Source organism: Paracoccus sp. TD-10, from assembly GCF_048270675.1.
GTDB lineage: Bacteria > Pseudomonadota > Alphaproteobacteria > Rhodobacterales > Rhodobacteraceae > Paracoccus > Paracoccus pantotrophus.
In genome coordinates this window covers 1,980,900-1,993,542 of the sequence record NZ_CP182418.1, presented here as the reverse complement: position 1 = coordinate 1,993,542, position 12,643 = coordinate 1,980,900, and the positions used below count along the sequence as shown (strand labels likewise).

General features: G+C 69.9%; 13 protein-coding genes. 6 read left to right on the top strand and 7 right to left on the bottom strand.

Features of this window, described 5'->3' with window-relative positions; translation table 11 throughout:
* The first annotated feature begins 9 nt into the window (after window positions 1-9).
* The 3 genes from ACNKFW_RS09885 to ACNKFW_RS09875 are packed head-to-tail and all read left to right on the top strand — an operon-like array spanning window position 10 to window position 2,699.
* Window positions 10-1,926, top strand: a complete 1,917-nt coding sequence (locus ACNKFW_RS09885) for a nitric oxide reductase activation protein NorD (RefSeq protein WP_418024214.1) — start codon at window positions 10-12, stop codon at window positions 1,924-1,926.
* Entirely contained in the window at window positions 1,926-2,462 is a 537-nt protein-coding gene (locus ACNKFW_RS09880; protein ID WP_418024212.1) for a cytochrome c oxidase subunit 3, read from the top strand. Before ACNKFW_RS09885 ends, ACNKFW_RS09880 begins: the two co-directional genes overlap by 1 nt.
* Window positions 2,463-2,465: 3 nt before the next feature.
* Window positions 2,466-2,699, top strand: coding sequence for a cytochrome C oxidase subunit IV family protein (locus tag ACNKFW_RS09875; protein WP_024843001.1), 234 nt, complete (start codon window positions 2,466-2,468; stop codon window positions 2,697-2,699).
* 12 nt (window positions 2,700-2,711) lie between these two features.
* On the opposite strand, the gene ACNKFW_RS09870 is transcribed toward ACNKFW_RS09875, so the two are convergent.
* The 7 genes from ACNKFW_RS09870 to ACNKFW_RS09840 form a co-directional block, all read right to left on the bottom strand.
* Window positions 2,712-3,839, bottom strand: a complete 1,128-nt coding sequence (locus ACNKFW_RS09870) for a helix-turn-helix transcriptional regulator (RefSeq protein WP_024843000.1) — start codon at window positions 3,837-3,839, stop codon at window positions 2,712-2,714.
* Between the two features lie 133 nt (window positions 3,840-3,972).
* The gene (locus ACNKFW_RS09865; RefSeq protein ID WP_418024210.1) at window positions 3,973-4,632 is read right to left on the bottom strand and encodes a hypothetical protein; all 660 of its coding nucleotides are present in this window, start codon (window positions 4,630-4,632) and stop codon (window positions 3,973-3,975) included.
* 108 nt (window positions 4,633-4,740) lie between these two features.
* Entirely contained in the window at window positions 4,741-5,415 is a 675-nt protein-coding gene (locus ACNKFW_RS09860) for a Crp/Fnr family transcriptional regulator (protein WP_024842998.1), read from the bottom strand.
* A gap of 93 nt (window positions 5,416-5,508) precedes the next feature.
* Window positions 5,509-6,633, bottom strand: a complete 1,125-nt coding sequence (gene nagA, locus ACNKFW_RS09855; protein ID WP_418024208.1) for an N-acetylglucosamine-6-phosphate deacetylase — start codon at window positions 6,631-6,633, stop codon at window positions 5,509-5,511.
* Window positions 6,633-7,658, bottom strand: coding sequence for an SIS domain-containing protein (locus ACNKFW_RS09850; protein WP_024842996.1), 1,026 nt, complete (start codon window positions 7,656-7,658; stop codon window positions 6,633-6,635). The genes nagA and ACNKFW_RS09850 overlap by 1 nt, the downstream gene beginning before the upstream one ends.
* Entirely contained in the window at window positions 7,658-8,425 is a 768-nt protein-coding gene (locus ACNKFW_RS09845) for a GntR family transcriptional regulator (RefSeq protein WP_418024206.1), read from the bottom strand. The genes ACNKFW_RS09850 and ACNKFW_RS09845 overlap by 1 nt, the downstream gene beginning before the upstream one ends.
* Window positions 8,425-9,258, bottom strand: coding sequence for a BadF/BadG/BcrA/BcrD ATPase family protein (locus tag ACNKFW_RS09840; protein WP_024842994.1), 834 nt, complete (start codon window positions 9,256-9,258; stop codon window positions 8,425-8,427). The genes ACNKFW_RS09845 and ACNKFW_RS09840 overlap by 1 nt, the downstream gene beginning before the upstream one ends.
* Window positions 9,259-9,411: 153 nt before the next feature.
* On the opposite strand from ACNKFW_RS09840, the gene ACNKFW_RS09835 reads away from it, so the two are divergent.
* From ACNKFW_RS09835 to ACNKFW_RS09825, 3 genes are all read left to right on the top strand, one after another.
* A complete protein-coding gene (locus ACNKFW_RS09835; protein ID WP_418024204.1) occupies window positions 9,412-10,290 on the top strand; it encodes an N-acetylmuramic acid 6-phosphate etherase in 879 nt (292 codons plus the stop codon).
* A 48-nt stretch (window positions 10,291-10,338) separates the two neighbouring features.
* A complete protein-coding gene (locus ACNKFW_RS09830) occupies window positions 10,339-11,598 on the top strand; it encodes an ABC transporter substrate-binding protein (protein ID WP_024842992.1) in 1,260 nt (419 codons plus the stop codon).
* A gap of 124 nt (window positions 11,599-11,722) precedes the next feature.
* Complete coding sequence (locus ACNKFW_RS09825) at window positions 11,723-12,640, top strand: carbohydrate ABC transporter permease (protein WP_024842991.1); 918 nt, start codon at window positions 11,723-11,725, stop codon at window positions 12,638-12,640.
* Window positions 12,641-12,643: the final 3 nt, after the last annotated feature.

The window sequence follows — 12,643 nt, the reverse complement described above, 5'->3', positions numbered from 1 at the left end:
GAGGACGCCATGGGCCTGGATCTGGAACCCTGGGAGCCCGAGGAAACCGTCGGCAAGATCTGGCACGCCTGGGCCAGCAGCTTCGGCGCGCCGCAGGAATTCGAGGATCAGGCGGTGGCGCTGTCCGAGGTCTCGGGGCGGCTCGCGGTGCTGTTCCGGGCCCTGGGCGGCGGCGCGGGGGTCGAGATCCGGCCCGCCGCCGCCCAGGCATCGCATCATCGCATCGGCTGGCTGCGCCGGCTGGGCACCCCGGCCGAGATGGTGCCGCGCGCCAGTTTCGACGGCGAGATCCTGCGTCTGCCCGAACGGCTGGCGGCCTTGCCTTCGCGTCAGGCGAACGGGGCACTTTACCTGTGGCTGGCGGCCTGCGCGGCGCATGGCGCCCTGGCTGCGCCGCAGGACGATCCGCTGCGGCGCGACCTGATGCGGCTGGGCGCCGCCCGCCGCGCCGTGGCCGCGACGCTGGAGGATGCGCCGGGCCTGGCCGGGCTTTACGGCGACCTGGCGGCGCTGGTGCTGTCCCTGCGCCCCATCGCGCCGCTGCCCCCGGCCGAGGCGGTGGTCGAGACGCTCGCGCGGCACCTGCTGGGCGATCCGGCCCCCCTGCCGCCCCTGGCCCGCGACTGGCTGCCGATGCTGGACGATCCGCAGGTCAAGGCGCCGCGCGATTATTGCCCGATGCGGCCGGTGCCGCTTTGGCCCGACCTGGCCCTGCCCGAGACGACGCTGGCCGCCGCGCCGGGCGACGCGCCCGACGGCATCGCCGCCGACCCGGCCAGCGCGCGCATGTTCCGCGCCCGCCGCCGGCAGAGCGACCAGCCGCAGCGCCGCGACAGCCTGATCCTGCACAAGTTCGAGGCCCTGCTGAGCTGGGCCGATCTGATGAACCTCAACCGGCATGTCGACGATGACGATCAGGACGACGCGAAGAAGGCGGCCGAGGACCAGGAAGAACTGGGCCTTGGCCAGGTGTCCAAGGCCCCGGCGACGCGCCTGCGCCTGCATCTCGATCTTGCGCCCGAGGATGCGGATCTTGAGGCGGTCGCCGGCATCCGCACCTATCCCGAATGGGACGCGCGGCGCGGCCGCTACCTTGCCGATCACGTGCGCGTGCTGGAAAACCGTGCGGCCGAGCATGACGAGGCGCTGACGCCGGATGCCGGCGCGCAAGCCCGCATCCGCGCCGTGCGCCGCCAGTTCGAGGCGCTGCGCCCCGGCCGCGTCACCACCACCGGCCACCGCGACGGCGAGGAACTGGATGCCGAGCTGACCGTCCGCGCCGCCGCCGACCTGCGCGCCACCGGCCAGGGCAGCGACCGCATCTGGCGACAGTCCCGGCCCTTGGCGCGCAACCTTGCGGTGTCGATCCTGCTCGACGTGTCGCGTTCGACCGAAAGCGCGGTGACGGGCCGCGCGGTGATCGAGATCGAGCGCGAGGCCCTGGCGGCGCTGGCCTGGGGCTTGGATGCCTGCGGCGACCGTTTCGCGATCAACGCCTTTTCCTCGCTGAAACGCGACCGGGTGTTCCTGACGGCCTGCAAGGATTTCGACGAGCCGATGGGCACGGCGATCGAGCAGCGCATCGCCGGGCTGCGGCCGCGCTTCTATACAAGGCTGGGCGCCGGCATCCGCCATGCCTCGGCCGGGCTGGCAGAGCAGGCCAGCAGCCGGCGGCTTTTGCTGGTCATCACCGACGGCAAGCCCAATGATCTCGACCATTACGAGGGCCGACACGGCATCGAGGACAGCGCCATGGCGGTGCGCGAGGCGCGCCGCGCCGGCCATGCCGTGCATGGCATCACCGTGGATCGCGACGCGAAAAGCTGGTTTCCCCGCATTTTCGGCCAGGGCGGCTTTTCGCTGATCCCGCATCCCGACCGGCTGCTGGCGGCGCTGCCGGTGATCTATCGGCAACTGGTGGCGTGATGCGGGTCCAGGATCTGCCGGGCGAGCCGATCATGTGGGTGCTGATCGCATCCGAATTGCTGGTCTTTGCCGCCGGCATCACCGCCATGGCCGCGGTGCGGCTGACCGACCCGGCCGGTTTTGCCGCGGCGCAGGCGCAGCTGCACGGCTGGATGGCGGCGCTGAACACGGCGATCCTGGTCACTTCCGGCTTCTGCGCCGCCCTGGCCGAGCGCGCCTGCCACCGCGGCGACGGCCGTCGGACCCGCATCGGGCTGGCGCTGGCGGCGCTGGGGGGCGCGGGTTTCCTGGCGGTGAAGGCGGTGGAATATGCCGGCGACCTGCGCGCGGGCCTGGGGATGGAAAGCCACCCGTTCTTCACCTTCTATTACCTGCTGACCGGCTTTCACGCGGCGCATGTGCTGTTCGGCATCGGCGTGCTGGCGCTGGTGGCGATCCGGCTGCGTGCCGAGGAGGTGCAGGCCGGCGCCGCCTTCTGGCACATGGTCGACTTGGTCTGGGTGCTGATCCTGCCGCCGGTCTATCTGCTGGGCTAGGGGATGGAATTGACCCGCATCTGGCTGATCCTGCTGGCGCTGACCGTCGCCACCACGGCGCTGGCCTTCGTGCCAGGCCCCGCCGCGGCTGTGGCGCTGCTGGCGGTGGCCTTTCTCAAGGCCCGCGCGATCCTGGGCGGCTTCCTGCATCTCGGCCGGGGCTCGGGCTGGCGCGCGGCCTTTACCGTGCCGCTGGCAATCTGGCTGGCGCTGATCTGGGGGCTGCACGTCATATGACGGCCCCGCCGGTCAGCGACCCGGTTCGTCCCGGTCCTGCGGCGGATGGCCATGCGCCAGGTTGACCAGCTGGGTCTGGCTGTTGACCCCGGTCTTGACGAACAGCGCCTTTTGCTGGGTTCGCACCGTCTCGTGCGACAGGCCGGCCGCCGCGGCGATCTGCCTGAGGTTGAAGCCGCGCAGCAAGCCGCCCAACACCCTGCCTTCCGCGGCGGTCAGGTCATGGGCAAGGCGCAGCCGGTCGCGCTTTTGTTCAAGGTCGAACCCGTGCAGCCCCGGATCGACGACCAGCATGACGCAGGGGCCAAGCAGCAGTTCCGACAATTCGTCGCGGTTGATCCGCACCATGGTGATCGTGGCCTGGGCCGTCCTGAACTCGGCCCGCTTCCGCGCGGCGGAGTTGCGCGACAGCATCTCTCCCAGGCAGTCGTCGGCGGTCTGATCGACCAGCCCGACCGTGCCAAAGGGCGATTGCCGGACCGCCCGCCAGATCCGATCCGAGAGCTGCGCGGCCGGCGAAACCGGCAGCATCCTGCGGTTCGCGTCGACGATCAGCACGCCAAGATCCAGCGACCGCGACAGCGCCGCCGGCAGTTCGGCCAGCGCGCCCAGCCCCGAGCCGCGGCGGCACCAGGCTACCGCCCGCTGCAGATGCCCGGAAATCCTGTTGAAGCTCTGCGACCAGGCTTCGATCAGCGCGGACTGGCCCAGCGGGGCCATGATGGTCAGCGTCGTCGCGCAGGAGCCGCGCATGTCGATCAGCAGCCCTGCCGCCGTGTCGAGCCTCAGGGGCCGCAGGAAGCCGTCATGGAACTCGGTGCGCAGCAGCTCTTCATGCGGAACCAGGTGATGTGCCGGCATGGATTGACGCGTGGGCGCGCGCATCGCCCGTTCCATCCACGGATTGCGCAGCGCATAATAGTCGCCGTAATCCGCGATGGCCCGCTCGGGCATATGGTTGTGGATGAAGGCGCAACCGCCTTCCATGCCCTGATGGAACAGCCCCGCGATTCCGCCCGGCGTTTCGCGCTCGATCTCGGCCAGGAAGTCCTGCCAGCTCCGCTCGCCCAGCAGGATCGCATAGATCAGGTCGATCAGCCGTTCCTCATGCCGTTCATGGATCGCCCGAATACCGCTCATACTGATAACCCCTCGGTTCGAGGTTATTTTCGGATCCCAGCGTGTCAAGCGCCGATACGGGGCAAGGCTATGGTTGTGGCTGCATTTTCGACGACGGCGCGCCGCGGCCGGCAGGCGCGCCGCGCCCCGCAGGCTACGCGGGGCAGCTGCTCATCCAGCCGTCCGGCGCATAGGCATAGGACTGGTTGGCGGTCTGCCGCGCCTCGGCGGCAAGGCGGCGGGTATTCTGCAAGGCGGTCTGGATGTCGGCGCTGCATTCGGCGTCCCCGGCCGCCCTTGCCTCGGCCAGGCAGGTCTCCAGCGTGGCGATTCCCCTGTTCGCGCCGCACCACGCCATCTTGGCCGAGACATGGACCGAGCTTCCGCCTTGCGCGCCCAGGGCGATCAGCCGGTCGGAATAGTCGCTGAGCCGGCCGCTTGCCGCGCGGCATTGCGGCCGCTGTTCGCATTTCCCGGTGCCGGGCCTGGGCGCCCCCGCCGAGGCCGCGCCCGGGGACGATGCGGGCGCCTTCAGCGTGGCGGTCGCGCCTTGGATCGGCGATCCCGTGGCGGCAGGCGCGGCTTCGGCCACCGAACGCCGCATGGCGGCGTCGTTCAGGCTGGCGGTCGCGACCTGGAGCCCGGCGTCGCGATAGGCGTCCCCGCCGAAGGCCGCCGCCAGCAGGCCCACGGCCGCGGTCATCTCGCTCTGGTTCACCTGGTCGGCGGTCGCGGGGTCCAGCCCGGACGTGTCGCAGGCCGACAGCAGCATCAATGGCAACAAGGCGCTGGCAAAAACTAGGCTGCGGTGCATTTCAACCTCTCCATGAAAAGCAATGCAGCATGGCTATCGCGCAACCGCCCGCGCCGGCTTCACCCGATCGGGTGAAGCCGGCGCGGGCAATGCGGTTTTCGGGTCGGGTCAGTCCATGGCCAGCATGCGCAATTCGGCGATGTCGGCGATGGTGGCCTTGTCGGCCTCGACCTCGACGCCATGCTGGCGCAGCCGGGCGAAGGCGCGCGACAGGCTTTCGGGCTGCATGCCCAGATGTCCGGCGATAAGGCGCTTGTTATAGGGCAGCCGGACCTCGGTCGGGCCGGCCACGGCATCGGACAGGTCGGCCAGGAACTGCGCCACCCGCTGCACCCCGGTATGGGCCTTGAGCTTTTCGATCTGGTCCACCAGCCCCTGCAGATGCACGAAGGTCGAGGCAAGCAGGCCGATGGCGAATTCCTGGTTCTCCAGCAAAAGCTGGCGCAGCCGGGCCCCGTCGATCTGCAGCACCGTGCAGTCCGACACCGCCTCGGCCGAGACGGGATAGGGCGTGCCGCGCAGCGCCATCGCCTCGGCAAAGCTGCGGTTGCGGCCCAGGATCGCCACCACCGCCTCGGACCCGCCGGGGGTCAGCCGCGACAGCTTGATGAAGCCGTTCAGCACGATGAACACCGCCCGCGCCGGATCGCCTTGCAGGAAGATGGTCTCGCCCTCGCGATAGCTGCGCCGCTGGGCGTCCTTCAGCAGCTTGTCGCGCACTTCGGGGGCCAGCCCGTTCAGCAGAACGGATTTCTTCACCGCCTCGGGCAGGGGGGCGTTCATTGCAGCCTCATCCTTGGTTTCGCGCGGGTCCGAGTGTGGCACGAGCGGCGGGCGAGGGAAAGACCGTGCGTTCCACTCGGCATTCCGGGGCCATCAGGGCGACAGCCAATGCGCGCGCAAGGCGAAATCGTGGTCCAGCAGCACCAGGTCGGCCGGGCGGCCGGGGGCCAGCGTGCCATGGCGGTCCTGCAAGCCCAGCAAAGCGGCGGGGATGGCCGAGGCCATGCGCAAGGCCCGTTCGGGCGCGATGCCGACCTGGCCGACCAGCACGGCGATGGCCTGCGGCAGGGTCAGGTCGGCCCCGGCCAGCGTGCCGTCCGCCAGCGTCAGCCGCCCGTCATGGCGCAGCACCTTGCGGCCGCCCAGTTCCATCTCGGTCAGTCCGGTGCCGGCGAAGGCCATGCAGTCGCTGACCAGGAAGATGCCATCGGGCCGCGCCCCCAGCGCCAGCCGCATCACCGCCGGATGCACGTGGATGCCGTCGGCGATCAGACCCGCCGCCGCCTCGCCGGCCAGCACCGCGCCCACCAGCCCCGGCGCGCGGTTGCCGATCTGGCTCATGGCGTTGAACAGATGCGTGGCGCAGCGGGCGCCGGCGGCAAAGGCGGCCTGCGCCTGTTCGAAACTGCAATCGCTGTGGCCCAGGCTAACCACGGCGCCGGCCCCGGCAAGGGCGGCGATCTGCTGCGGGCTGGCCGCCTCGGGGGCCAGCGTCACCATCAGCGCCGGCAGTCGGCGGGCGGCGTCGCAAAGCCGCGCCAGATCCTCGTCCGTCATCGGCCGGATCAAAGCCGGATCATGCGCGCCCTTGCGACGCGGGTCCAGATGCGGCCCCTCCAGATGCAGGCCCAGAAAGCCCGGCACCCCGGCCTCGGCCGCGGCGATCCCCAGCGCGATGACATGGGCGGTGGCCGCGGGCGTATCGGTGATCAGCGTCGGCAGCACGCCCGCCGTGCCAAGCGCACGATGCGCGGCGCAGATCCGGCGCAGCCCGTCCAGATCGGTCGTGCCGTCCAGCATCAGCCCGCCGCCGCCGTTCACCTGCAGGTCCAGGAAGGCCGGAGCCAGGATGCCCGACACCGCCCGCCGCCCCTCGGCCGGGGCCTCGGGCTCGGGCAGGATGGCGGCGATCTTGCCCGCCTCGATCACCAGCGCATGGCCGTCGAGGAAATGCGCGCCGTCGAAGATCCGCGCGCCGGTTAGAACCTCGCGCGCCATCACACCGTCTCCGTCACCTTGCGCAGATGCGGCGGCGTGTCGGGGTCGAAGCCGCGCCGCCGCGCCAGCCCCTCGATGAAGGCGTAGAAACCGGCGATGGTCACCAGCGGCGCCACCAGCGGGTGCAGGCCGGGGACCGAGGGCAGGGTGACGGCGCCGCCGACCTCGGTGCCGGTGACGAACACATCCGCGCCCTGCGCCGCCAGCCGCTCGGCCGTGGCCTTGAGCTGGGGCAGGGCGGCGTCCTCGATCCCCAGCGCCAGCACCGGGAAGCCGGCCTGCACGATGGCGGCCGGGCCGTGCAGCACCTCGGCGGCCGAATAGGCTTCGGCATGGATGCCCGAGGTTTCCTTGAACTTCAGCGCCGATTCGCAGGCGATGGCGAAGCTGGGGCCGCGGCCCAGCACGAAGGCCGAGCTGGCCCGCGCCAGCCGTGCCGACAAGGGCGACCAGTCCAGCCCCACGGCCTGCCCGAACGCCTCGGGCAGGGCGGCGACGGCATCCTGCAAGGCGTGATCCTCGCGCCATTCCGCCAAGAGCGACAGGCCGGCCAGCACCGAGCAGACGAAGGTCTTGGTGGCGGCGACGCTTTTCTCTTCGCCCGCCTGAAGGGGCAGGCAATGGGCCGAGACCTGCGCCATCGGGCTGTCCTCGACATTGGTGATGGCGATGGACAGCGCCCCCCCTTGCCCCGAGGCGCGCATCATCTCGACCCCGTCCGGGCTGCGGCCGGATTGCGAGATGCCGATGCAGGCCGCCTTGCCCAGCCGCAGGGGCCGGCGATAGATCGAGGCGATGGAGGGGCCGACCGAGGCGACCGGCACCCCGGCCTCCAACTCGATGGCGTATTTCAGATAGGTCGCGGCATGGTCCGAGGATCCCCGCGCCACCGTCACCACCAGGTCGGGATCCTTGCGGCGCAGGGCGCTGGCGGCGTCCGCCACCGCATCGCGCGAGCGTTCCAGGAATCGGGCGGCGGCTTCGGGGATCTCGGCCACTTCGCGCGCCATATGCGTCTGGCTCATCACGGGTTCCTTTCGCCTTCCGGGGCAAGTTTCAGTTCCACGGCGAAGTCATAGGCATCGCCGCGATAGAGCGAGCGGGTGAACTCGACCACCTTGCCCGAGGGCAGGTAGGAGATGCGTTCGATCCTGAGCCCGGCCACGCCGGGGCTGACGCCCAGCAGATCGGCGTCCTTGGCGTTCAGGTTCGCGGCCGAGATGCGCTGCACCGCCCGCACCGGCCGCAGCCCGCGATCCTGCAGCACCGCGTAAAGCGAATCGGTGACGCCTTCGGGATCGGGCAGGATCGCCTGCGACAGCGAGGCGCGCTCGATGGCCAGCGGCACCCCGTCCGAGCTGCGCACCCGTTCCAGCCGCGCCACCTTCTCGCCGACGCCCAGTCCCAGCGCCATCACCTCTTCGGGCGCCGGGGCGTGCAACCCGCGGGCGATCCAGCGGCTTTCGACGCTGCGGCCGCGCCGGGCCATGTCCTCGGTGAAGGAGGTCAGAAGCGACAGCGCCTGCTCCAGCTTCTCGACTTTCGGCGCCACGAAGGTGCCCGAGCCGCGCTTCTGCACCAGCTGCCCCGAGGCGACCAGCTCCGCCACCCCCTTGCGCACGGTGACGCGCGACAGGCCGGTCATCGCCGCCAGCTCGCGCTCGGACGGCAGGCTGTCGCCGGGTTGCAGCCGCCCCGAGGCGATGGCCTCGGCGATCAGCCGGTGCAGTTGCAGGTAAAGCGGCCCGCCGCCGGTTTCCTCGAAGGCCTCGGGGGTGAACAGCTCGCCCATCACGCCTCCTGCCGGGCCAGATGCAGTGCCCCGTCGAGGCCCGAGCCCCTGGGCGGCTGGATGGGCCACAGCCCCTGCAGCCGGGCGGCGTAATGCGGGCCGAGCCCGCCCAGGAACACCACCGGCAGGTCGCGGCCGGCTTGCAGCCTGTCGATCATGGCGCGGATCTCGGCCACGGCCGCGGCAAAGATGCGCTCGCCCGCCGGGTCGGTGCCGGCAATGATGCGCGGCGCGAATTGCGCGAATTCGGCCGGCCGGGCGCGGAAGCCGAAGGAGATCACCCCCTCGATCCCGCCCAGCTCGTCCAGCACGGCTTGCAGCAGCGGGGTCATCGGCGCGAAGCCGTCCTCGGCGCGCAGGGCCTCGGCCAGCAGCGCCCGGCCCAGCACCGCGCCGCTGCCCTCGTCGCCCAGGACGAAGCCGCGCCCGCCATATTGCCGCATCGCGCCGCCGATCTGCACCGCGAAGACCGAGCCGGTGCCCATGGCGGCGACGATGCCGTCCCCGCCCCCCAGCGCGCCGGTGGCGGCGGTCACCGCATCGGTGACGATGCGCGTGCGGCGAAAGGGCAGCATGGCCTGCAGGCTGCGGGCGGCGGCGGTGACATTGGCGCCGGCCAGGCCAAGCACGGCGGTCAGCTCGTCCAGATGGCCCTGTCCGGCGTCCTGAAGCGCGGCGCGGGCGGCGGCGAGGATGTTGGCGCAGGCCCCCTCGGTCTCGACCGAGATATTGGCCGGCCCGGCCGCGCCCTGGCCGATGATCCGGCCCGCGCCGTCCGCGATGGCAGCGCGGCAGCCGGTTCCCCCTCCGTCTATGCCCAGGAAATATGACATGGCGACTCCCTTTGGCTGCACGATACCAAAACAATACCAAAACGGAAGAGCTATTTTCGCAATCGCCACAAAATGCCAATTCTGGCGAATATTGAAGAAGGGTCTTTACAAGTGGTATTGTTTTGGCATTATCGATGGGACAGGGGGAATCACATGACCGCATCCGGCACCGAGGCAAGGCATCCGGCATCCGCAGGGCTTCACGCCCGTCCGGGCGGCGAGGTGCTGCGCGTCCTTCTGGAGGCGCAGGTCGCGGCGCTGGCTGCGTTGCAGCCCGCCTTGCCGGCGCTGGAACGCGCGGCCGAGGCCGCAGCAGGGGCGCTGCGCCGGGGCGGCAAGCTCGGCTATGCCGGGGCCGGTTCCTCGGGGCTGATGGCGCTGGCGGATTGCCTGGAACTGGCCGGCACCTTCGGCATCGCGCCGGAGCGCACGCCGATGATGTTCGCCGGCGGTACCGAGGCGCTTTTGCACCTGCAAGGCAGCGTCGAGGACGACCCGCGGCTTGCGCTGGCCGATCTGGACCGTTCGGGGCTAGCGGCGGGGGACGTGCTTCTGTGCCTCTCGGCCTCGGGGCGGACGCCCTATGCGCTGGCGATCTGCGCGGCGGCGCAGGAGCGGGGCGTGACCGTCGCCGGCCTTGCCAATGTGGCGGGCTCGGCCCTGCTGGAACGCGCCGATATCCCGGTGCTGATCGAGACCGGGGCCGAGGTGGTTTCGGGCTCGACCCGCATGGGGGCGGCCACGGCGCAGAAGGTGGCGCTGAACATGCTGTCGGTGCTGGTGGCGATCCGGCTGGGCCATGTCCATGACGGCTACATGGTCAATCTGGTGGCCGACAATATCAAGCTGGTGGACCGCGCCGCCCGCATCGTCGCCGCCGTGGCCGGGGTCGGGCGCGACGCGGCCGAGGCGGCGCTGTCGCATACCGGCGGCGCGGTCAAGCCCGCCATCCTGATCGCGCGCGGCACGGCGCCCGACGCGGCCCGGGCGCGGCTGGCCGAAACCGGGGGCCTGCTGGCCCCGCTGATCTGATTGCAACCGGAGGGTCCGCGAGAGACCCGATGCCGAAGGGAGAAGACCATGACCAAGACCATCCGCCTGGCGCTGCTGGCCAGCACCCTGCTGGGCAGCGCCGCCTGGGCCCAGGACGTGACGCTGACCATCGAAAGCTGGCGCAACGACGACCTTGCCATCTGGCAGGAAAAGATCATCCCGGCCTTCGAGGCGGCCAATCCCGGCATCAAGATCAATTTCGCGCCCTCGGCGCCGCCGGAATACAACGCGGTGCTGAATTCCAAGCTGGATGCGGGCTCGGCGGGCGATCTGATCACCTGCCGGCCCTTCGACGCCTCGCTGGAGCTGTTCAAGAAGGGCAAGCTGGCCGATCTGAGCGACCTGGCGGCGATGGCGAATTTCTCGGACGTGGCGAAATCGGCCTGGCAGACCGATGACGGCGCCCAGACCTTCTGCGTGCCGATGGCCTCGGTCATCCATGGCTTCATCTACAACAAGACCGCCTTCGAGGAACTGGGCCTGGTGCCGCCCAAGACCGAGGCGGAGTTCTTTGCCCTGCTCGACAAGATCAAGGAGGATGGCAGCTATATCCCGATGGCCATGGGCACGGCGGACCAGTGGGAGGCCGCGACCATGGGCTACCAGAATATCGGCCCGAACTACTGGCAGGGCGAGGAAGGCCGCAAGGCGCTGATCGAGGGCACGCAAAAGCTGACCGACGAGCCTTGGGTCGCGCCCTTCCGCCAGCTGGCGAAATGGAAGGACTACCTGGGCGACGGGTTCGAGGCGCAGACCTATCCCGACAGCCAGAACCTGTTCACCCTGGGCCGCGCCGCCATCTATCCGGCCGGATCCTGGGAGATCGGCGTCTTCGGCCCGCAGATCGGCGGCGCCTTCGAGATGGGTGCGTTTCCGCCGCCGGTCCCGGCCGAGGGCGATACCTGCCATATCAGCGACCATACCGATATCGCCCTGGGGATGAATGCCGCGACGAAGCACCCGGAAGAAGCGCGGAAATTCCTGGAATGGGTCGGCTCGTCGGAATTCGCCTCGCTTTATGCCAATGCGCTGCCGGGCTTCTTCTCGCTGAATTCGGCGCCGGTCGAGATGGAAGACCCGCTGGCGAAGGAATTCGTCGGCTGGCGCGAAAGCTGCGAGCCGACCATCCGCTCGACCTACCAGATCCTGTCGCGGGGCACGCCGAACCTGGAGAACGAGACCTGGACCGCCTCGGCCAATGTCATCACCGGCGCCGAGACGCCCGAGGCCGCGGCCGAGCGGCAGCAGCAGGGCCTGGCCGCGTGGTACGCGCCGCAGCAGAAGTGACGGCCTGCCGGGCCTGACGGCCCGAAGTGAAATATTGGCCGGGCCTGACGGCCCGGCGGCGGCGGGGGGCCTTCGGCCCCCCGCACCCCCCGAGGGTATTTTTCAAACGGAGAAGGAGGGCGTCATGGCGCAGCGGAAAGCGTTTCGCTGGCATATCGCGGTGTTTCTTGCCCCCGCGGTGCTGGTCTATACCGCCATCATGATCGTGCCGCTGTTCGGGACGCTGAACCTGTCGCTGTTCAATACCGGCGAGGAGGGGCGGGTCTTCGTGGGCCTGCGGAACTTTGCCACGCTGTTCGGCGATCCGCGCTGGTCGGCGAGCTTCTGGAACGCGCTGGGCAACAATGCCTGGTTCTTCCTGGTGCACATGCTGGTGCAGAACCCGGTCGGCGTGGCGCTGGCGGCGCTGCTGAGCTCGCCGCGGCTGCGGGGGGCGGCGTTTTATCGCACCGCCATCTTCATCCCGACCATCCTGAGCTTCGTCATCGTCGGCTTCGTCTGGAAGCTGATCCTGTCGCCGATCTGGGGCATCGCGCCCGGCATGCTGGACGCCGTCGGGCTGAAGTCGCTGTTCGCGCCCTGGCTGGGCCGCGAGGGTACGGCGCTGACCACGCTGGCGCTGATCTCGGTCTGGCAGTTCGTCGGCATCCCGATGATGCTGATCTATGCCGCGCTGCTCGCGATCCCCGACGAGGTGATCGAGGCGGCCGAGATGGACGGCGTCACCGGCTGGTCGCAGTTCTGGAAGATCAAGCTGCCGCTGATCCTGCCTTCGATCGGCATCATCTCGATCCTGACCTTCGTCGGCAATTTCAACGCCTTCGACCTGATCTATGTGACGCAAGGCGCGCTGGCGGGGCCGAATTTCTCGACCGATATCCTGGGGACGTTCCTTTACCGCACTTTCTTCGGTTTCCAGTTGCAGATCGGCGATCCGCATATGGGCGCGACCATCGCCACCGCCATGTTCGGCATCATCCTGCTGGGCGTCAGCTTCTACCTGTTCGCCATCCAGCGCCGGCTGCGCCGCTATCAGTTCTGAGGG